Raw genomic sequence first — 22,475 nt, 5'->3', positions numbered from 1 at the left:
TTAAAGAAATTTTAGACGCCTAGAGGCTGGAATGCGATCGCGGTTGTAGATGGCGGCTCCCTACTGTAAACATTGCGCCCTGATCTAACCCTCATCTAATTAGGGGACGGTCCTGGCGTTGGCGCTGTACCTGCGGGCGGTGAATTGAACATGAGCCGGGGTTAGGTAAGCGCCGCCCAGCCGCGACAGGCAGCCGCTCAAGAACACCGCCGCGTGACGTACCAGCGCGACGGAAATTTCGGCACTGCCAGCCGCCTGGGGATATTCGCCGACGGCTCGCAGCGACAGCCCGAAGCGGGTTTTGAACAGCCCATAGGTCATCAGTGCAATCAGCACATAGCAGAGGGAAGAGAGGGATGGGGTAGGGGAGTGAGGGGCTTGAATGAGTCTATGCCGCCGTTTTTCGCTATCGCTGGCACAATGGAGGGGTAAAACTTGATTTTTCTCCCAGCCTATCTGTGCTAGCGCCTGAAAACCTATTTCCGTTTAAGCTTGATGACTTTCAGCTTGACGCGATCGCGGCTCTCAACCAGGGCGAGTCCGTCGTCGTCTGCGCACCAACCGGGTCAGGGAAGACGCTGATTGGGGAATATGCCATCCACCGGGCGCTGAGCTTGGGTAAGCGGGTATTTTACACGACGCCGCTGAAGGCATTGTCGAACCAGAAGCTGCGAGACTTTCGGGAGGCTTTTGGCGATCAGCAGGTGGGGCTGCTGACTGGCGATACGTCGGTCAACCGGGATGCGCCAATCGTGGTGATGACCACGGAAATTTTTCGGAATATGCTCTACGGCACCTCGATTGGCGAGGTGGGGACGTCGCTGCGCCAGGTGCAGGCGGTGGTGCTGGACGAATGCCACTATATGAACGACCGCCAGCGGGGTACGGTTTGGGAAGAGTCGGTAATCTACTGCCCACCGGAGATTCAGCTGGTGGGGCTGTCGGCGACGGTGGCCAACGGCGACCAGCTGACCGACTGGATTCACGAAGTCCACGGCCCGACGACGCTGATCTATTCTGACTTTCGGCCGGTGCCGCTGAATTTTCACTTCGCCACGGCCAAGGGTATCTTTCCGCTGCTGAATGAGCCGAAGACCGCCATTCACCCTCGGCTGAAGCAGCGCCGCAAGCCGCCCCGACGGCAGCGGGGCCAGAAGAAGCAGGTCGGGGCTCCCAGCCTGCCGACCATCGTCAGCAACTTGCAGCAGCTCGATATGCTGCCCGCCATCTACTTTATCTTTAGCCGTAAGGGATGCGATCGCGCTGTCAAAGATGTCGCCTCGCTAAAGCTGGTCAACCCGGCGGAGGTGGAGCTGCTGAAGCGGCGGATTGACAGCTTCCTCGACCGCAATCCCGAGGCGGTGCGGACGGGGCAGCTAGAGCCGCTCTATCGGGGAATTGCGGCCCACCATGCGGGCATTCTACCGGCCTGGAAGAGCCTGGTGGAGGAGCTGTTTCAGGCCGGACTGATTAAAGTTGTCTTTGCAACTGAAACCCTGGCGGCGGGGATTAATATGCCGGCTCGGACGACGGTAATCTCCAGCCTGTCGAAGCGTACCGACAGCGGCCACCGGCTGCTGCACGCCTCGGAGTTTCTGCAAATGTCGGGCCGGGCCGGGCGGCGCGGGATGGATCCGCAGGGGCATGTGGTGACGGTAGAGTCGCCCTTTGAAGGGGCGCACGAAGCGGCTCATCTGGCGATGGCTAGCCCCGACCCGCTGGTCAGCCAGTTTACGCCCAGCTACGGCATGGTGCTCAACCTGCTGCAAACCCATACGCTCGAAGACGCCCGGGTGCTAATTGAGAAAAGCTTTGGTCAGTACCTGGCGACGCTGCACCTGACGCCGCAGCGGCAGGCGATCCGCGACCTCAAGACCCAAATCGAGGTGACCCGGGACCAGCTGGCCTGGATCGATGAGGCTGCGATCTCGGCCTATGAAAAGCTGCGGGGGCGGCTCAAGGAAGCCAAACGGCTGCTTAAGACGCTCCAGCAGCAGGCCATAGACGCGATCTCCAATACTGACAGCATGGCGGTGTCCTTTGCCGTCACCGGCACGCTGTTCTCCCTGCGGCTGAAGCAGCAAGACGAGCTGCTGCCCGCCGTGCTGGTGAGTAAGGTGCCGAGCTCTGGCCAGTTTCCCTACCTGGTTTGTCTAGGGCAGGACAACCGCTGGTACGTCAGCGCGGTGGGTGAGGCGCTGATCAAGCATAGCGACCTGCCCCGTTTAGCGGCGGTGGACGATTTAGAGCCGCCCAAGGGGCTGGAGCCGAAGCTAGGTAAATCCAAGCCGGGCGACGAGCAGACGGCTGAAATCGCCGCTCAAATCCCCCAGATGCCGCCCCTAGAAGCGCTCGCACCGGAGCTGAAGGCGCAGCAGGCCGAGGTGGAAGCGGTAGCCGAGCAGCTGGCAGCTCATCCGGTCAGCCAGGTCGAGAATCCGAGAAAGCTGCTGAAGCAGCAGCGGCAGCTGGGCCAGATGGAAGCGGAAGTGCGCGATCGCACCCGAAAATATCAGGCGCTATCCCAGCGCTACTGGCAGGAGTTTGTCAGCCTAATGCGGGTGCTGGAGCATTTTGGCTGTTTAGAGAACAACGTGCCGACCGAGCTGGGGGAACTGGCCGCCGCAATTCGCGGCGATAATGAACTATGGCTGGGACTGGTGCTGGCTTCGGGCGAATTTGACGGGCTGGAACCGCAGCAGTTTGCCGCTGCGGTAGCCGCGATCGTCAGCGAGTCGAGCCGCCCCGATACCTGGGTGCGCTACCGCTCTTCGCCGCCGGTCGAAACTGCCCTAAACGGCATTCGCGGCCTGCGCCGTCAGATCTTTCAGCAGCAGCGCCGTCAGGAAGTGATGGTGCCGGTTTGGCTGGAGGAGCAGACGATTGCTCTGGTCGAACAGTGGGCGCTGGGTACGGACTGGACCGAGCTCTGCGACAACACCAGCCTGGACGAGGGCGACATCGTCAGGGTTCTCCGCCGCACCCTGGACGTGCTCTCCCAGACGGTCCACATCCCTCACCTCTCAGACGAGATCAAAACCAACGCTCGCCAGGCCGCTTTCCTAGTCAACCGCTTCCCAGTCAATGAAGACAAGTAGTTCTAGCCCGTTCTCAGTTCTGTTGCTAGGGAACTACGGTCAATAGGAATCCTCATGATTGCTGTTGCGAGCCTTGACCATATTGTTTTAACCGTTCGCGATCTGGATGCGACCATCCGCTTTTATACCGAGGCGCTAGGGTTGCAGCTGGTTACGTTTGGAGAAGACCGCCAGGCGCTGACCTTTGGCAGTCAAAATAAGTCCCTTGGGGAACAAACGTTGATGAATGCTCAGCATCGGTGATGTCGTCCCATCCAGCCAAGGCAACGCCCTCACCAGCGCGGATGGAGATACGAGAAAACCCGCTAGTCGTTGCGGCAATCAAACGTCGGACAAGTTGGGGAAGTTTGGCCTCAGCGTCTTTACACTCGGCCCGTTGGGTGAGATCAGTAGCTGTAACGAGGTTCATACTCATTCACCGCGATTTTAAAATAAGGTGCTACCGCACCTGCTGCAGCCGATCGCCCATTTTAGTGAACTGGCTGGTGAAGATGGTAATGGCTCTACGCTCTCTGACCTTGATGTTGACACTGACGGACATGCCCGACTGGAGCTGGATCTCTCGTCCTTTGACCCTGAGCGACTGCTGGTCTATTTCAATTTTAGCCGGGAAGGTATAGAGCGGCTGGATTTGGGTTGGCGGCAGCGCATCAGAGCCAATCCATACGAGCTTACCTTCAATATCGCCAAATTCGCTGAAAGGGAACGAGTCAATCCTAACGTCAACCGCCATTCCTGCTTCAACAAAGCCGATATCCTGATTGGTGATAGAAATTTTGGCCACCAGCGCCTCGTTGGGCACGATTTCCAGGACGGGTTCAGTGGTATTGACAACAAAACCTGGCGAGGTTGCCTTAAGCTCAAACACGGTACCGGCAGTCGTGGCCCGCAGGTCACCGTAGGTCAATGTCTGCTGGGCCTGGCTAATCTGGCTGTCGATTTCGGCCATTCGCTTGTTATTCTCAACGATTGCCTTGCTGAGCTGACTATCGATCTCGGCAACGCTCTGGTCATTTTGGGCCATCCGGGTGGAGAGATCTTTGCGGTCGGTCGCCCAGACGTTTTCGACCTTGGTATTAGCTTCAGTGATAGACAGCCGCAGGCGGGCTGCTTCTTCAATCAGCTGATTGACCTCAGACTGATTCATTTCGACTTCCTGCTGCTGCTTGAGATATTGAATCCGAGAGATCGCTCCGGCCTGGGCGAGCGGATCGACCTCGCGGAGAATGCTTTGATTTAACGCCAGGGTATTTCTGGCGCTGGCTAGCTTGGCCTGAGTTTGTGCTAGCTGCCGCTCTGCCTGGTCGGCTTCCAGGCGAGCCGCCGTCGCGCGAGTTTCAGATTCTGCCTGGCTAAACTGCAATCGCTCTGCTTGGAGGGGGCTTAGGGCCATCCCGGCAGTTGAACCCTTTAGCTGAGTCCGAAAGAGCTGATTTTCTGCGACCAGCTCAGCTCGGTTCTGAGTCAGCGTTAGAAACTGGGATGGGATCTCTACGGCGACTGCGGCGATCGCGTTCCCCTGCATCTGGGCCTGGTAAAACTGATTTTCCTGCGTGAGCGCTAGCCGAATCTGCTGGAGCGAAGCCAGCTGGGCCTGCGCTGTCGTGGGATCGATCTGGAGCAGCAGGTCTCCCGGTTCGACCTGCTGGCCTTCTTTGACAAAGACCTCTTTCACGACGCCGTTAACCGGGCTTTGGATTCGCTTGACCGTGCCCTGGGGCTCAAGCTTGCCCTGGGCTGGAATCGCTTCTTCAATCTGGGCAGTGCAGGCCCAGGTCAGGGCCGCGGTGACTGCCGCCATCAGAGACCAGAGGATGGTGCGTGACCAGAAAGGAGACTGCTGCATCATCAAAGGATGCTCAAATTTTTCAGCCTTGGGAGGCCGCTTAGGCTGGGCGGCGGGAGCGGCTTCTGGTTCTAGAGCGGCCTGAGGGACGTCGGCGGGCTTATGCCCATTGGCTTCGTAATGTCCACCGGTTAATGTCATGCGAGTTCCTTCCCTGGCTTCAACACAGCTTATTCTCCGCTGGCTTCCTGCTGCTGGTAGAGGCAGTAGTACAGCCCCTGCATCGCCATCAGCTCCTCGTGGGTGCCCTGCTCGGCGATGCTGCCTTTGTCCATCATCAAGATCCGGTCGGCATTGCGGATCGTGGCGAGGCGATGGGTGATAAAGAAGACGTTTCGGCCCCTGAAAGCGGCCATGAGATTAGTACAGACCTGCCGCTCGCTGAACAGGTCTAGAGCACTGGTGGCTTCATCTAGGATCAGTAAACGAGGATTTTGCAGGACGGTGCGGGCGATCGCGATTCGCTGCCGCTGGCCGCCGGATAGCGCTGCCCCCCGCTCTCCCACCCGGCTGTTATAGCCGTTAGGCAGGTCCATGATAAAGTCGTGGGCATAGGCAATTTTGGCCGCTTCGACGATTTCTTCAGGGGTCGCATCGGGGTTGGTTAGGGCAATGTTTTCCTGGACGGTCGTATCAAACAGCAGCGTGTCTTGCAGTACCGTACCGATCTGCCGTCGCAGGGAGTAAAGTTCGACTTTGTGAATGTCGTAGCCGTCAATCAGAATGCGGCCCGATTCCAGGTCGTAGAGCCGTGGCAGCAGCTTGGTCAAGGTACTCTTACCCGCGCCGCTCTGACCAACCACGCCGACAAACAGGCCCTTAGGAATTTCTAAATCAATCCCATCCAGCTGGCGGGGGCCATTGGGACTGAAGCGAAAGCAAACATTCTCATACCTGACGCTGCCCTGGATATCGGGCATGGGAATATTCTTGCGGTCGGCTTCCTCAGTCTCCTGGGGCGTGTCGAGAATATCGCTGAGCCGCTCTAGGGAGAGCGCCGTTTCCTGAAAGTTTTGCCAGAGCTGAATCAGCCGCAGCAGCGGGCTGGTGGTGTAGCTGGCAATGATCCGAAAGGCAATCAGCTGACCCAGGGTCAGCTTGCCCTGGAGGACGAGGTAGGCCCCCACCCATAGCAGCAGCAGGCTAGAGAGTTGGTTGAGGAAGCTGCTGAGGGAGCCCGCCGTCGTTGACGTAAGGACGGTTTTGAAACCGGCGCTGACGTAGCGGGCATAGCGGTCCTGCCACTGCCAGCGCGACTTGAGCTCGATGTTCTGGGCTTTGACCGTTTGAATGCCGGAGACGACTTCGACCAGGTAGGACTGGGTTTCGGCATTGCGCTCGGCCTTAATCCGGGCCTGCTGGCGGATGACGGGGGCAACGGTCAGCGTCAGCAGGGCGAACAGCGGCACGGTGGCCAGCGCCACGACGGTGAGCAGGACGCTGTACATCAGCATGACTGCGATGTAGATGACGGAGAAGACGGCATCCAGAACAACGGTCAGGGCGGTGCCGGTGAGGAACTGGCGAATGTTCTCCAGCTCGTTGACGCGGGTAGAGAGTTCCCCTACCGGGCGCTTCTCGAAGTAGCGCAGCGGCAGCCGCAGCAGGTGATCGATCACCTCACTGCCCAGGGCCATGTCGATCCGATTGGTGGTATCGACGAACAGCATCGTCCGCAGGCCAGTGATCAGCGCCTCAAAGACGCTCATTACAATCAGCAGCGTGCCCAGGAAATTGAGGGTGCTGGCGCTGTTCTGGACAATCACCTTGTCGATAATGGTCTGGGTCAGGAGGGGATTGGCCAGGGTCAGCAGCTGCACAAAAAAGGAGGCCAGCAGCACCTCAATCAGGACTTTGCGATGGCGAACGACCGAAGGCACAAACCAGCTGAGGCCAAATTTCTGTTTGGGCGTGTCTTTGGTCGGCTGGAGCAGCAGCACTTCACCCTCTTCACCCCAGCTGTCCACAAACGCGGCAGGCTTCATGCGCCGGATGCCCTGTTCCGGGATGGCCAGCACCAGCTCTTTTTCGCTGGCCTTGTACAGCAGCGCAAAGCTGCCCTGCCATTGCAGCATAATCGGGGTTTGCAGTCGGCTGACGGCTTCGACGGGCACGGTGGCCAGCTGGGAGGTCAGGCCCATCAGCTCGGCGATCGCGCCGCAAAACTGGAGGGACAGGCTGCCGTTACGCTGGTTTTGATTAATTAAGGCCCGGCGCAGGACGTCCCGCCGGAAGGGCATCTGCCAGTAGCGGCTGAGCATTTGAAAGCAGGCCAGGGCGGTATCGACCGGACCTCTGCCGTGGATATGGGGATACTTGGCCTTGCGGGTGGGAATGTCGTCTTCGTCGAGGGCCGGGGGGCGTTCCGGGGCGTAGGGAATGGCGTCGCTCGCGGCCAGCGATGGAGTATCGGCGATCGCGGTTTCATCGGAGCGGCTCTCGGGGTCAAAGGCGGTATGGCGAATCCCGACCAGTCGCGCGGAAGAACTTTCGATTGTGAGTACTGCTTCTGGGTCTGGGTCAAGGCGGCTGCCGACCAGGAAATTGGTCTTTCCGCCGCTGAGGAACCACAACAGGTTGGGGTCGAGCTGACTCAGCGGCTGTTTGCCCTGGGGCAGGGTAAGGATGGCGGCCTCGGGCAGGAGCTTAAACGCAATCTGGTGTAAGTCGATTTCGCCAATTGCTCGGCGCTCGACTTCGGCTCCGAGCAGCTCGTAGAGCTCGGTGATGTCGCAGCGCTGGTGAAAGGCTTCGGCAAAGTCGGGTTCCTGCTGGACCAGGGTGCGAAAGTCGCGGGCGGTGAGGGTGAGGCAGACGGATTCGACCGACGCGATCGCGGTTTCACAGGCGACGCCGCGAATCAGGCCGACCCAGCCCAGTACCGCGCCGGGCCGCAGCAGCTGCAAGTTTTCGGGTAGGCAGGACTGGGCCGAGTAGCCCAGCAGCCGGGCCTGGCCTTCGTAGAGGATGGAGACCTGGGCGGGCAGGGTTTCGCGCATGACGATGGCCTGCCCCATCCGGTAGCGCAGCAGATTGACTCGGCTCGCCAGCTGCCCAAGCCTTTCGGGAGAGAGCCGGTCGAAGGGCGGGGTAGTGGCAAGAAAGTCGTAGATGGGGGTCGTCGCCGTTGTCATACCGAGGCCACCGCGAGCGGGACAGGTGAGGCGGGTAGCGGTTGGGGCTGGCTCAGGCGCTCTTGCAGCCAGGTTTCAAAGAGTTCGTCGAGCAGCTTTTGCCGGGTGGGCTCGTCGAGCTGAGCGGGAATCAGTTTTTCCAACCGGATGATGACGTACCATTCCCCCAGGCGAGTGGGTGGGAATAGATAGCCTGGCTTATTTTTGGCCAGCTGTGCGGCCAGGGTGGGATGCGGCTGGGTCAGGGGCACGGGGCCGAGCCGACCTTCGGTTTCGCTTTCTGGCCCTTGGGAATATTGCTGAGCCAGCTCGGCAAAGGTGCCTTCGCCTGCCCTAATCCGAAAGTAGAGTTCCTGGATGATGCCGGGGTCGGTATTGCGAATCAGGGAGTAGACGACCTGGTCGAACTGCGCTTTACGGGTGAGGAAGTAGGCTTCCAGTTTGTTGCCCCAGCTCTGGTGCTTGAATTTCTCAATGCACAGGGGCCGGGTGACCAGGTCGGTTAGTGTCTCTGGCGTCATGCTGTGACGCATCAGCCAGTCCTGCCGGGTGGCGGCGTCAGTAATCTGGTTGTCTACATCAAAGACTTGCAGGGCCTGCTCGGTTTCGTCGGCGCTGCATTCGACTGCTGCGATCGCCTGGTCAATCAGCACTTCCCGGCAGAACTGCGGCAGCAGCTGGTAGCGAATCAGCAGCGGCAGCAGGTCTGTGGTGGTCAAGGTGCGATCGCCAACTTGCAGGACTGGAATCATGGTCGTGCGCAGGTGAAGGGACGTTAGCCATTGGGTTGCCCGGCTTTAGAGTTCCCCGTCAGCAGTAAGATGGCTATGCAATTTCACCTAACTTTTTTGTTGGATTGGGAAATTCGTAGATGAAAGTGCGGCTATAAATTTGAGTAGCTTAAACTGGGCATAGCTCCCCTCTGGAAAACGTCATGACCGCTACGCTCATCCAAAGCCCCGACCGCGTCGTCCTCCAGAACATCAGCTGGCAAACCTATCAGTCCTTGCTCAAAGACTTTAGCGCCGAGCCTGCGATACGGCTGACCTACGATCGCGGTAGCCTCGAAATCCGTATGCCCCTTGACCCCCATGAAAGCTATCGGAAACTACTCGGTCGCCTGATCGAAGCCGCAACTGAAGGACTCGATTTAGAGATCCGCAGCTTAGGCTCACGCACCTGTGACCGAGAAGACCTACAGAAAGGGCTAGAGCCAGACCAGTGCTACTACATCCAAAACGAGGCCCGGGTGCGAGACGTTGAACAAATTGACCTGGCCCTTTTCCCGCCGCCTGACCTGGCGGTAGAGGTAGACATCACCAGCAGCTCACTCGATCGATTTTCAATCTATACCGCTTTAGGAATTCCAGAAATTTGGCGCTATGATGGCCGCTCTCTGAGCATCTATGCTTTGTCCAAAGGCCACTACAGTGTTTGTGACCACAGCCTTGCACTACCGCTGCTCAGCGCGATCGTCATTACCGACGTTCGTGAACTGCGCTTCCCTAAACAAGAGGCGCAAACAGCCCTGAGCGAGAATAGCGTAATCAGGCAGTTTCGGCAATGGCTCAGAAGTCGGTAGGCTAACTGCTCTAAAAGTTTGGATAGAAGGCTGCGATCGCCATCAGCATCAGTAGCCCGCACGTCGTAGCGATAGGTCGTCCCCAGCATGGCGGTCTCTGGGGCGGTAGAGGTGATGACCGGCGCATGGTTCTGGCGGACGGTCAGAGTAAAGCCTTGGGCCGCGCCTACCCCTTTGGAGTCTACAGCGCCAACGACAACCTGATAGGCTCCTATAGTGGGCATGGCCCATTCGAGCTTGCCGGTTGTCTGGAGAGTAAACGTTTACCCCAATAATTATGGGCGAACCAGTTCTTCTATTCGTACAATTTCTCTCACTAAGAACTCTGCTCCTTCAGAAACTTTTTCAACTTTCATGAGAATTCTATTAACTATTCGATGGAATTCTTCTTGTCGCTGAGAATTGGTCAAGAAATCATCAAGCTCAATATCCTTGAGGCCGGGAGGCATTTCGCTCCACTCCTCCTTCCATGCTCTACAGGCGTCCTTAAGCCACTTACTCTCGTTATTTTCGAATTGTTGACTGCATATCTCTTCTTCTAGAATATCTAGGAATTTGCCAAGGGCAGAATCCTTTAAATGTCTAGATCTATTATTGAAAATTACTTCACTGCTTGACATACTTTCTCCTATCTAATGAATCGAACCTTCTGAGCATTCGGTAATTGCTGTACTGCTTGGTTAAGCTGAGTATATGCTTCGTTGGATAATCCTAATGTGTCTATCACAAATGTATCTGGAGCAGTGTTACCTTGGATCTTTCGCAAAACACTCGCAATTGCCTTCTGTTGGCGCTCAGGTGAGAGCGGCTGCAAGTCGTCCGTCAAATATGGCCCTTTAAGCTGAATTTTACCTAGGTTTCCGCCGTCGATAAAATCGACTCCTTCAATATCAGAAGGCGATAGTCTTCTACCTATGATATTTTCTATTCGGGTAGCTCCTAGCGCCTCGATAGGACTAAATTTTCCTCCTTGCTCAAGGTTTGTACCTAGAATTTTATATCTTAAAGCACCTGCTATGCGAGCGGCAGCTTCCTCCTTGGAACCGATTTCGCTAATAGCTGTGCCAATCTCTTTGCTCGTGCCCTTCGGAATCTGTCCTGTCCAGGCGCTAACATTCATATTGCCCCAGTTTTTGAGGCGTTGATTAACGTCTTGGGCAGCTCCTAAGAATGCCTTCGTGCCATTGGAACTCAGAGCAAAAGGAATCAGAGGCAATAGCGTAAACGCATCACTCCATCCCAGCTGCCCGTTTCGAGTGTTTGTACCTGTCTGCCAAGCTGCACTAAACGAGGAAGCTCCTTCATAAGCGGTCGCCAGCCACGCAGCGCGGCCCATGGTGAACGAGAGCTTGTCAGGTACAGCAGCACCCATCAACAGGGCAGTGCCCGCACCAGCGAGCTGACCCATATTCCATAGGAAACCCGAGTGATGCTGTGGAGCAACACCACCGATGTAGTTATTGCGGATGTAGGTAGTTGCTCCAAAGCTCACAAAGTGAGCAAAGCCAGCCACCCACTGGTCTAGCAAGCTGACTAGATCCTCCGCACTGCGGACGCTGCCGCCCGCGATCGCTCCTCCTAAGTATCCCGCTGAAGCACCTAAACTAGCTGTGATACTGAGCATTGCAGTAACTGACAAAGCTTCCTGTAATGAAAAGTAGCCAGTAGGGTCAGTAAAATTGACCGGATTAGCATGAGCATACTGATAGTCATGCTGACTCATCGGGTCGCCAAGCATACCAGAGAACGCATCTTTGGAGATGAAGCGTCCTAAGTCAGAGTCATAGTACCTTGCCCTCAGGTAGTCCAAGCCGGTCTGCGAATCCCGCTGCTCACCAGCAAACTGATAGGCGTTGTCAGCATTGCCATCATGCGCAATCAGACGACCATAGGCATCATAGACGTAGCGATCTATAACCTGCCCCGTATTATCTGTCAGCAGACGGGTTGAGCCCAATCCATCTTGATGATAGATGCGTTCAGTGCCTGCCTCGCGAGAACGGATTAGATCGAGCCCGTAGGTATAGTCAGTGATCACCTGACCATTTTCGTCATACGTCAGCAAGACCTGAGGCAAATTCCAGATCGAAGCGCTTAGATAGTTAGTTTTTTCTCCATTGGCGATGCTGGTAACCCGGTTACCAAAAGCATCATAGAGATAGCTAATCTGTGATACGTTGTCGCCATCGTTGATGGTGATGCCTATCAGGCGATTTTCACCATCATTAAGCCAAGTATAGGCAACGGACTCAGTACCATTCGAGCGACTCAACATAGATCCGTTGGCATCGTAAGCAAACTGCGTTACCTCGGAGCCCAGAGTCATTTGAGTCAGGCGATTGTTGGCATCATAAAGATAGCTTGTCAATCCATTGACTGAGTCATTCCGCGAGAGACGATTCCCGGCTAGGTCGTAACTGTAGCTAACGGTGCGGTTCCCCGCCACGGAATCTATGATGGCTTCTTCCGTTAAGCGATTTACCTCGTCGTAGACATAGCTGACCGTACGGCCTGAATGCTCAAAGACCTGGGTTCGGTTGCCAACCGCGTCTAACGTATAGCGATAGCTAGAGAGGAGATTGTCAGCTGCATCTTTTGTTTCTAGCTCTATAAGCCGATTGCGAGCATTATACTGGCGAGTTTCCGAAGTGCCATCTGCTTGACGAGTTTGGATCAGATTGCTAACGGCGTCATAGTCATAGTCAGCCAGTAAACGCCCTGCTTCTTGAACGGTATCCAAGCGATTGAGCGCATCATAGGTGTAAGTTATCTGGCCAGCCTCCGTTTTGAGCAAGGTCAGATTATTCAGTACGTCATAGCCATAGCCAACCGACTTACCATCTGGATTTGTGATCGCAGCGAGCCGATCTCGTTCGTCATAGTGATAGCTAGTAGTTCCACGACCATCGGTGACCTCTATAAGCTGGGAAGTAACAGGGTCATAAGTGTAAGAAACAGAGGCAACATTGGTATTGCTAAACGATTTTTGCGTTATACGACCGTACTGGTCATAGGTGTACAAGAGGGTATCGCCATTGAAGTCAGTATAGCTTGAAACCAAGCCAAACTTGTCATAGACCATTTGATCTTGCTGACCCATTGGCAAAGTTGTTGAAACTGTACGATTAAAGGCATCATATGCGTACCGAGTTACATTTTGATTGGGGTCTTCAATTTGTGTCAGTCGGCCTAGAATGTCGTATGTATAGTTAGTTAGAGCGCCATTGGCCTGACTGATGGTCGTGAGCTGATTAAGATTACTGTAGTCATACCGAGTAGTGTAACCATTCTCATCAGTAATGCTGATAAGACGATTAAAGCTGTCGTAGCCCTTTCCTATCCGGTCACCAGTGTGATACCTGGTCGCGACCTGACGATTATATTGGTCGTACTCGTAGTAAGTTGTATATCCTAACGCATTAGTGACTTTTACAAGATTTTGGCGAGTATCATATTCAAATACTGTGCGTTCACCTAACGCATCGATGACTGCTATTACCTGACCAAAGGCATCATATTTATACTGCGTTGTTTGATTCAACTGATTTGTTTCAGCGACAACGCGCCCTAGTTTGTCATAGGTGAATGTTGCTTTAGTCCCATCGAAGTAATGGGTTTCGGTCAGACGAGACTTATCGTCATAGACAAACTGAGTGGCGCGATCCCGCAAATCGGTGACAGAGGCTACTTGCCCGCCTACGGTATAAGCAAAATCTGTCTTATTGCCTAAGATATCGGTTTTCCTAATCAGACGACCAATGCTATCGTACTCATAAGTTTCACGATTACCGAAGACATCGGTTCTAGCTTTGATGCGTCCTGCAACAGTATATTCAGTTGTAATCCTCGGATTGTCATCGAAAGTATCAGGCGTTTCATCTGGCAATATTGTTTCAATGAGTCTTCCTAACACGTCATAGCTATATCGAGTTACTAACCCTGTTGCAGAAGTCTCTGAGATCAACCGTCCAGCTAAATCATATTCGTTGAACACCTTTGGATTGTCGTCGGGATTGTCAGGTGTATTATCTGGTAGAGTGATTCCAATGACTCTACCCGCATCATCATAGACAAAGGATGTCACATTGCCAAGAATGTCAATCGTGGAAACGACCTGACCCAGAGAATTGTAAACATTCGATTGAGTGTTGCCCTGAGCATTAGTGCTAGACAGGGTGCGACCTTCTGAATCATAAATAAAGCTAGTGCTGTGAACGTATGTCTCACCGTTGACAACAAATTCCGTAGTGGCTTTCTGCATCCTACCGTTACGGTCATAGGTCGAGGTTACTTCATTGCCGCGACTATCAACCATGCGATTGGGATTACCCAAAGCGTCATAGCCATAAACCATTATTTGACCATCTGGCCCGACTTGCTTAAGCAATCTGCCTCTAGAGTCATACTGGTAGGTTGTTAGCAAGCCATTGCTATCGGTGCTAGACAACAGATTGCCACGTTTGTCATACTCAAATGTAATAGACAATCCGGTAGGTGATGTTACTGATTGCAGCCGACCATACTGGCCATAAGACATGTATGTAATGTTGCCTGCGCTGTCTTTGATCGTAATTGTGTTGCCACTATTGTCGTAAGTATAGGTCGTAACAATGCCATCCGGGTCTGTTTCACTCAGCAAATTGTCGTCACGGTCGTAGGTTCTCTGAGTGATTCCTCCCAAAGCATCAACCTCAGTGACGACATTGCCGCGCTGGTCATACACATAGGTAGTCGGGTTGCCAAAGACATCCTTGACCGTCTGCTGTGAGTTGGCTGGATCATAGACTAGCTCAACCGCTTCGCCGTTGACATCCAGCAGCTTACGCAAGCGACCATTCTCGTCATACTCCGACTTCACCCCACTGCGACCCAGCGGGTCAATAATTTCCTTGAGATAATGCTGCCGCTCTGCGTCATAGACCAGCCGCGTCGTGTTGCCCAGCCGGTCGGTCACCGCTACCAGGTCACCCATCGCATCATAGCTGTAGCGAATCAGCTCACCCATCAGGTCTTTTACCGCGGTGATCCGGTTTTGACTATCGCGCTCAAAGGTCACCTTCTGTCCGGTAGAGCTAGTGATGCTCTCATCGGTATAGGTCAGCCGGTTGCCGTTGGCATCCGTCACCGTCAGCAGGTCCCCGGTTTGACCGTCAATCTCATAGACCGTGCCATCTTTAGTCGTCAGCACATAGATGCCGCCGTAAATCGGGTCAGCCGGATTGTAAGGATTGCCCACCAAACCAGCATACTGGTCCGTGCCGCCACGGGTGATGCGCACATCCTTCACCGTCAGCGTACTGGTCACCCCCTTGTCGGCTTCGAACGCCGGATGATACAGTGCCGCTTCTGGAGCCGCGCCAAAGAACTGGTTCAGCCGGTCGCCCGTGGGCTTAAAGGTAAAGCCCTGCCGCTGACCGCCCGGCAGCGTGATGTAGACCCGGGTGCCATCCTTGAAGCCCGGATAGATGCCGACGAGCTCTTGCTCTTCAGTGCGTCTGAGGCTCGTTCTAAGGTCGGTATCGCGGAACTCCATCCGCCAGCCGAAGCCAAAGTCATCAGTCGTGTATGCCGTCAGCGAGTCATAGGTGCGGGTCAGGCTGATAGGGATGCCCGCGACTGGAATACTCAAGTCGGTAAACGACAGCCGGAAGTTGCCCAGCTTCAGCTCACCGGCCACGCTCACCGTGTCTTCGACGAACACCACACTGCCGTTGGCCCCATAGAGCGTCAGCCGGGCCAGGTAGGTGTCATTCTCCAGCAAAGAAGGGTCAAAAGTTGCCGTTTCATCGGTAGCAATGTCGCCCTGCTTTTCCGTCAGGGTGCGCCACTGCCCGCCCGCTATCGGCGCGACCTCTAGCTTATAGCCGACCACGCCGGTGCCAGCCACGTTGAACTGCGTCGGGGCGGTGACGACTTCGGGCAGGTCAAAGGACAGGTCTGGGTCAAACGGTGCCGTTGGGTCAATTACCTGGATGGTCGTCGTCGCCTGGCTGCGGTTGCCTGCCGCGTCGATGGCAGCGGCTACTGCGGTCAGCTCACCGGCCTGCTCGACTCGCAGCGTGGCCCGGCCATTGGCATCGAGGACGACGGCCTGGCCGCCGACTACCAGCGTCAGGTTGGCCACCCGCACATTATCCGTGGCGCGGGCGACTAGGGTGACGGTTGAGCCCACATCCACCAGCGACTGGGTGGCAAACACCGTCACCGTGGGAGCTTGGGTATCCTGAGCAACGCTCAGTGTGAAGCTTTGCTGCTGGGTAGCGCCTTGCTCGTCGGTGACGGTAATCGTCACTGGGTAGGACTGACCGATGTCAGCGACAGTCGGCGTCCAGGCAATGCGGCCTAGCGCGTCGATGCTGAGGCCCTGGGCTAGGGAAGCCGGGTCGAGGCGGTAGAAGATGCGATCGCCATCGGCATCGGTAGCCCGCACGTCGTAGCGATAGGTCGTCCCCAGCATGGCGGTCTCTGGGGCGGTAGAGGTGATCACCGGCGCATGGTTTTGCCGCACGGTCAGGGTAAAGCCTTGGGCCGCTCCTACCCCTTTGGAGTCTACAGCGCCCACGACCACCTGATGTGCTCCTATAGTGGGCATGGCCCATTCGAGCTTGCCGGTTGCCGCGTCGATAGTCATTCCGGTGGGACCGTCCAGCAGCTGATAGGTCAGCATGTCCCCCGCATCGATATCGGTCGCCTGAACCTGGTAGACATAGCCCTGGGTTGGCATCGCCAAGAAAACGGGCGTCGAGGTAATCGTTGGCGCATGATTGATTGCTGCCGTCCCAACCTCAACGGTAAAGCGCTGGGTAGTCGTCCCGCCCTGGCTGTCGGTGGCCAGCACTTCGACCAGCTGAGCGCCAAGCTGAGTGGATTTTGGCGTCCATCGGATTATGCCGTCTGAGCCAATCGTCATGCCCTCGGGTCGGCGGCCCAAACTGAAAGCGATCGGGTCGTTTTCTGGGTCGGTTGCGACTACGGTGTAGCTGTAAGCCTGCCCCTGAGCAGCCCGAGTGATCGGCGTCGAAAGAATGGCCGGGGGCGTATTCGTGCCCGTCACCTTGAGCGTGAACTCCTGAGCAGATTCTAAGCCAGCGGCATCGGTGATCTTCACCAAGACCTGATGGGTGCCAATCTGACCCGGCTGAGGCTGCCAGCGCAGCGCACCTGTTTCGGCGTCGATCACCATGCCAGAGGGAGCTTTCTCTAGACTCCAGAACACGCGATCGCCATCCGGGTCGCTACCGACCAGGTCATAGACATAGGTCTGCTCCAGATTCGTCACCAGGTTCGGGGCCGAGGTAATCGTCGGGGCATAGTTGACCGACTGATGGGCTACCGTCAGCGGGAAGGATTGGGTGGTGGCCAGTTTGCCATCGCTGACTTTGATAGTGACGGGATGGGTGCCAGACTGGGCCGCAGTCGGCGTCCAGCTGATTACACCGTCCTGGAGGGTCATTCCAGCAGGGGCGGTTTCCAGTGAATAGGAAACGCGATCGCCCTCAGCGTCAGAGGTTGAAACCTGGTAAAAGAAGGTATTGCCGAGCTGGACCGTGGTGCGCGGTGTAGAAGTAATCGTTGGGGCTTGATTCGCGGCTGCTGGATTCACCGTCAGAGCGAGTTTCTGAAGCGACTCACCACCCTTGCCGTCGATCACCTTAATTGTGGCTTCTTGGGTTCCTACTGCGGTAGGAGTCCACCGGAGCAGCCCAGTCGTCGCATCAATGGTCATTCCGTTGGGAGCACCGGTGAGCAGCGAGTAGGTCAGCGTATCACCGTCGGCATCGATTGCCTTAGCCTGATACTGGAAGAGGTTTCCGACTTGGGGTTTAACCGTAGCGGGCAGCGCTGACGTAAACAAAGGCGCAGTGTTTTTAGGTAGGACTTCCCCTGTGAAAGTCTGTAAGGCGAAGCCGCCCTGATCATCTTTTACCCGTAAGATGACGTTAAATTTTCCAACTTGGTTGGCTTTGGGAATCCAAGTTAGTTCACCGGTTTTTTGATCAATGACCATTCCCTCTGGTCCAAGGGGAAGGTCGTAAGTCAAAGGATTCGCATCTGGGTCGTGAGCTACTGCACGATAAAGAAAATGTTCACCGAGTTTCAGAGCCGGGGAGGGAGCGATACTATGAAAAGCCGGATCTTGATTAGGAGGTTCAGCAACCTTGTTCAGACCAAACCAATGAGTAAATGCTTCTCCACCAGCAACAGTTACGGTGTCTACGAAGCTATAAGAACTTGGGGAAGTCTGTGTGTAACCGCTAGGAATGACTTGCCGAATAGTATAGGTGCCAGGTAGTAGATCGTCAAAGCTAAATTGATAGCGACTATCACCAAAGTTAGTTTCCTCTGTAGATTTAGTTATCTGAAACGGTTCATCAACGTCTAAGACACCATTTTCGTTCAGATCCAAGTAAACTGTTACATTTTCCATCAATGGTTCGAGAATGTATCGAGTATCAAAACCACTGAAGATATTTTCAATACTATTTGGGCTACTAATGTATAGAGCGTTAGGTTCGACCAAACGCATTGTATCCATACCATTTTGGGCAAAACCAAATGCTTGTATATTAACGCCGTCAGCCTTAATGTCTGCTACTAATCGAGTGTCAACACTGATGAAGCCATCAGACATAAAGATGATATTGGCATCTCTATCTGTTACTTGCTGAAGTACCCATGCTGTTTCTAAACCACTAGTATCAGAGCCACCGCCCCCAGGTTGCCGATTAAGGACTTCTAGAATATCTCGAATACCATTATTGTTATTGTCGGCCAATGGAGTCGTAGACACCTGAATGCCAGGCATAGAGGGATCCATATCATACAAACTTTGCCCAGAAGTAATTACTCCTATTTGGGATGTATCACCAAAGCCGCGTGCAATCAGGAAATCGCTCAGAGCAATGATAGACCCTAATTCTTGATCTAGTGGCGATAATGCCTGATCAAAAACGGTGTTCAAATCGACAGTAGTCCAATCCACATAACGACCGCCCATACTGCCAGATACATCAATAACAAAGAAAACATCTGGATTATCACCCTTGATGAGTTTGGAATCAGGAATTCCATTGCCATTTAAATCGTTGAAAACAACCCCTTGGATTTTGCCTAAACTACTAAAGACATCTACACTGAAGGACTGAACGGCCTTTCCACCGCGCCGGTCAGATGCCTCTACTTTGAAGTTGACTGTGCTACCTGGATTAACTGTGTTTTCTGGGTACCAGAGAATTTCTCCGGACTCGTTATCAATCAAAGCACCGAGGGGAGATTCCAATAATCGGTAACTCAAGTTATCCGCATCAGGATCGATGCTCTTGAGCTGGTAGCGATAGACTTTATCCGCTAAGCTAAACCTAGGTTCCGGGATACTGGTAATAATTGGATTACCATTGTCCGGATCGGCCCAAAGTTTTACATTGAAGTTTTGAACTGAGCTCGCTCTCCTGGAGTCCTTGACCGAAAGCTGTACGGGTATTAAACCAAGCGAATCCGTATCATTGGCAGCTGTCTCACCTGTGCCGGGGATAATCACATCTCGAACGGCAGCTGTATGCTTAAGTACCCTATAGCTGTAGTCAACCTTGCCTAGAGTATTACCACCTTCAATTTTGAGATAGTATTCTCCTGTGGTTGGAATAGCGAACTCAAAGTCTGACTGAAGCGCTGTATCAAAGAGTAAATTGTTGCTAGGTCCAAAAAGCTTCCAGCGAAAGTTACTATTCGGTGCAGTCGTGGTGAGATGATCGAAAAACAGCCGCTCACCAGCCTGCGCTTGCAGTTTATAGAAATGATTTTCCTGTCCGTTCTTCAATGAGCCAGAAACAGGAAGACCATAGCGAATTTCAGGAAGGTTTGAGATGTTTAACAGCTGAAATGAGTAGTTCTGGCTAGCTGTGTCATAGTTTTCAACTACGAGATAGTATAGCCCGCTTTGAGACAGCGTTAGAGGTTTGCTATCGCCATACCAATACAAACTGTTAGAAAATAGTTGGCTACCATTCGGATCGTAAACTGTTGCCTTAACATTTTGTCCCACTAACGCGTTCAGGGCAAATTTTTCACCAATTGCTCCCTCAAAAATGTAAACTTTTGACTGGCGAGAGCTTAAGTTTTCTGTGTTGATTTCGCCGATTCTCAAGGCGTTAGGATTCGGTGAGGCAATATCCCTGGGTAATTCCAACAGATTAAACTGGTAATTTCCAATAGTATTGCTATATGTGCCATATGTTTGTAGCGTATAGGTGCCTGACTGCTCTAAAAGGATAGGTCCTCGGTTATTTCTTGCATCCTCATTATTAAATACAAATGTTCCATCTGGGTTTAAGAGGCGAGTCCGCAGGTACCAAGTTGAACTGTTAGTGTGGCTATCCAAGTATATCAATGTGCCAGCAGTCGCTGAAAAGCTGTAGTCGTTGACCTGACCAGCAGATAAGCTACCGCTCTGGATAGTATTCAACCCAGTATTGGTAATCTGCTCTGCTTGAAGGTCTGTTACTTTGAAGCTGTAACTTATCGGTGCACTACTATTGCCTAAAATGGCCAAGGTATACAGACCGTCAGCTCCGATAGTGGCAGCAAAGTCTGGGCTACTAGCTGTAGGAGCTTTCGCAATTCCGCCGCTCGGGTTGTAGAGGACCCAGTTGGCACCGTTCCAGCTAGCGGCCTCCAGGGCAAATTTGAGGCGCTGCCCAGTCTTTCCAGTAAATTGGTACAGCTTGGCCTGATTTCCTGGATTGAGGCTGCCCGCGATCGCAGTATCCAGGGTTAGGGCAGGGGACAAGGCGCGATCGCTTAGGATAAAGCTATATTCGCCAGTTGTCGCTTTCTCTCCATCAATTAAAAGGCGGTATGTTCCTGTCTCCGTTAGGTTGAAGCCTCCCCAATCACCGTTCGTATTTTTGTCAAGAACTACAGCACCACCGGGGCCAATCAGCCGCGCCTTCAGATTTGAATTGCCTTTTAGGGCATCAAAGTATAGCTGCTGACCGACGATGCCATCAAAGGTATAGATGTCCTGTTCACCAGCATTACTGATGTTGCCGGTGACGAGAGTGCCTATTGTCAGAGAGGTAGAGAGGGTTTCCGGTGTAACTAACTTGAATTTGAAATTGACATTGACTGCCCCTTTGCCCTGCATGACCAGCAAGTATTCGCCCGTTGCTGGCAAGGTAAACTCATAATCGTCAGCGTAGGAATAGTTGTAATTATCCTGCACATAGCCGTTGGAAATGTGCTGCCCGCCTGGGCCGTACAGAATCCAGCTGTTTGGGTATTGACCACTACCCGTGTCTAGGTATATAGACTGCCCAGCTACACCGGTAAAGCGGTAAAGCTCGCTTCCAATTCCGTCCTGCTCAAAGGTTCCTTTGACCTCGGTATTGAATGAGACGACCGTAGCCGCGGCTTTATCTAGCAAACGGAACTTGTAGTCGCCGGTGCGATCGCCAACTCCATCGATGACAACCCGGTAGGTTCCATTCATCGAAAGAAGCAATCCATCGCTAGGACCCCGATCATAGCGACTGTCGAGGTTGAAAACTTCGCGTCCAATGGGGTCATAAAGCTTAGCTCTGAAGTAGGTTGCGCTTAGAGCGTCAAAGAATAGCTGCTGACCGATAGCACCACTAAAGGTATAGGTATCATTCTCTCCTGGCTCAGTTAGAGTGCCGCTGATAACTTGATTGAGAGGCAGTGCCTGAGTCACAAACTCAGGCGTAACCAGCGTGAACTGATAGTCTGAAGGAGTATAACCCTTGCCCTGCATGACTAGCAGGTACTCTCCATCCGCAGGCAGCACAAACTCTTGGTCATCGTAAATTTGATCGCTCGAAACCTTTAGTCCACCTGGGCCAAACAAGTACCACTCGTTGGAACTGCCCATTTGCTGGTTGACGTACATGTATTGTCCAGTACTGCCTGTGAAGCGATAAAGATCGCTTTGGCGGCTATCTGTGAACTTTCCTGTAACCTCTTGATCTAGGTTGATTAACGTGGCTGCGGCTTTGTCTAGTAACCGAAAACTGTAGTCACCCGTGCGATCGCCATCTCCGTCAATAACGAGCCGATAGGTACCGCTCTCAGACAGTACAAAAGTCCGATCTAGTCGCCAGTCGCTCTGGATTGCGGAACTATAGACCTGCTGGTTGGTCGGACTGTACAATCTGACTGTAAAGCCTGGGCTATTGCTGTTGAGCGCATCGAAGAACAGTTGCTGACCGATAGCACCATTAAAGGTGTAGGTATCATTCTCACCTGGCTCAGTCAGAGTACCGCTAATCGTTTGGTTGAGCGACAGATTCTGAGTGCTAAATTCAGGCGTGACCAAAGTAAACTTGTAGTTCAGATTGCTACTGCCATTGCCCCGCATTACCAACCAGTATTCACCATCTGCAGGCAGGGCAAACTCTTGGTCATTATAGATGTATTCAGACGAAACTCTTAGTCCTCCAGGGCCAAACAAGTACCACTGGTTAGGAGAACCGCCGACCTGCTGATTGACATACACATACTGTCCTGTGCTGCCTGTAAAGCGATAAAGATCGCTTTGCCGACTGTCTGGAAAACGCCCTATTACCTCTTGATCTAAGGTAATCAATGCTGCTGCTGCTTTGTCCAATAGTCGAAATTTGTACTCACCGACGCGATCGTCATTTCCATCAATGACAAGCCGATAAGTGCCGCTTTCAGCCAGCATAAAGGTTCGGTCTAATCTCCAGTCATCCTGAATAGCAGAGCTATAGACCTGCTGATTGGTCGGACTGTATACTCTGACGGTGAAGCCAGGGTAAGCGCAAGAAAATCGTATCCAA

9 protein-coding genes are annotated in these 22,475 nt (G+C 53.7%); 3 read left to right on the top strand and 6 right to left on the bottom strand.

Translation table 11 applies throughout. The annotated features are described in order from the left end of the window. Positions 1–99: 99 nt before the first annotated feature. Positions 100–336 (bottom strand): ABC transporter permease subunit, encoded by a 237-nt coding sequence (locus tag IQ241_RS13340; protein WP_322743651.1) that lies wholly within the window; start codon positions 334–336, stop codon positions 100–102. A gap of 122 nt (positions 337–458) precedes the next feature. On the opposite strand from IQ241_RS13340, the gene IQ241_RS13335 reads away from it, so the two are divergent. Continuing rightward, positions 459–3,098, top strand: a complete 2,640-nt coding sequence (locus tag IQ241_RS13335) for a DEAD/DEAH box helicase (protein WP_193907930.1) — start codon at positions 459–461, stop codon at positions 3,096–3,098. A 54-nt stretch (positions 3,099–3,152) separates the two neighbouring features. Continuing rightward, the gene (locus IQ241_RS13330) at positions 3,153–3,341 is read left to right on the top strand and encodes a VOC family protein (protein ID WP_228021676.1); all 189 of its coding nucleotides are present in this window, start codon (positions 3,153–3,155) and stop codon (positions 3,339–3,341) included. Between the two features lie 196 nt (positions 3,342–3,537). Here the strand turns inward: IQ241_RS13330 and IQ241_RS13325 are convergent, their stop codons facing one another. The 3 genes from IQ241_RS13325 to IQ241_RS13315 are packed head-to-tail and all read right to left on the bottom strand — an operon-like array spanning position 3,538 to position 8,830. Continuing rightward, positions 3,538–5,085, bottom strand: a complete 1,548-nt coding sequence (locus IQ241_RS13325) for an HlyD family efflux transporter periplasmic adaptor subunit (RefSeq protein WP_193907929.1) — start codon at positions 5,083–5,085, stop codon at positions 3,538–3,540. 29 nt (positions 5,086–5,114) lie between these two features. Continuing rightward, entirely contained in the window at positions 5,115–8,078 is a 2,964-nt protein-coding gene (locus IQ241_RS13320; protein WP_193907928.1) for a peptidase domain-containing ABC transporter, read from the bottom strand. Continuing rightward, positions 8,075–8,830, bottom strand: coding sequence for a peptidylprolyl isomerase (locus IQ241_RS13315; protein ID WP_193907927.1), 756 nt, complete (start codon positions 8,828–8,830; stop codon positions 8,075–8,077). The genes IQ241_RS13320 and IQ241_RS13315 overlap by 4 nt, the downstream gene beginning before the upstream one ends. Before the next feature lie 182 nt (positions 8,831–9,012). Between IQ241_RS13315 and IQ241_RS13310 the strand changes: the two genes are divergently transcribed. Then, positions 9,013–9,660, top strand: coding sequence for a Uma2 family endonuclease (locus IQ241_RS13310; RefSeq protein ID WP_193907926.1), 648 nt, complete (start codon positions 9,013–9,015; stop codon positions 9,658–9,660). 275 nt (positions 9,661–9,935) lie between these two features. On the opposite strand, the gene IQ241_RS13305 is transcribed toward IQ241_RS13310, so the two are convergent. Further along, on the bottom strand, positions 9,936–10,280 hold the full coding sequence (locus tag IQ241_RS13305; protein ID WP_193907925.1) for a hypothetical protein: 345 nt from the start codon (positions 10,278–10,280) through the stop codon (positions 9,936–9,938). Between the two features lie 8 nt (positions 10,281–10,288). Then, entirely contained in the window at positions 10,289–22,360 is a 12,072-nt protein-coding gene (locus IQ241_RS13300) for a putative Ig domain-containing protein (RefSeq protein ID WP_193907924.1), read from the bottom strand. Positions 22,361–22,475: the final 115 nt, after the last annotated feature.

Source organism: Vasconcelosia minhoensis LEGE 07310, from assembly GCF_015207255.1.
Classification (GTDB): Bacteria; Cyanobacteriota; Cyanobacteriia; order Phormidesmidales; family Phormidesmidaceae; genus Vasconcelosia; species Vasconcelosia minhoensis.
The sequence above is the reverse complement of the archived record's forward strand: the minus strand, read 5'-3'. Positions and strand labels throughout refer to the sequence as shown.

Bases quoted from the DNA above. Each gene is read 5' to 3' on its own strand.
- IQ241_RS13330 (WP_228021676.1), top strand. From the start codon at position 3,153: ATGATTGCTGTTGCGAGCCTTGACCATATTGTTTTAACCGTTCGCGAT.
- IQ241_RS13325 (WP_193907929.1), bottom strand. From the start codon at position 5,085: ATGACATTAACCGGTGGACATTACGAAGCCAATGGGCATAAGCCCGCC.
- IQ241_RS13320 (WP_193907928.1), bottom strand. From the start codon at position 8,078: ATGACAACGGCGACGACCCCCATCTACGACTTTCTTGCCACTACCCCG.
- IQ241_RS13315 (WP_193907927.1), bottom strand. From the start codon at position 8,830: ATGATTCCAGTCCTGCAAGTTGGCGATCGCACCTTGACCACCACAGAC.
- IQ241_RS13310 (WP_193907926.1), top strand. From the start codon at position 9,013: ATGACCGCTACGCTCATCCAAAGCCCCGACCGCGTCGTCCTCCAGAAC.
- IQ241_RS13305 (WP_193907925.1), bottom strand. From the start codon at position 10,280: ATGTCAAGCAGTGAAGTAATTTTCAATAATAGATCTAGACATTTAAAG.
- IQ241_RS13300 (WP_193907924.1), bottom strand. From the start codon at position 22,360: ATGCTGGCTGAAAGCGGCACTTATCGGCTTGTCATTGATGGAAATGAC.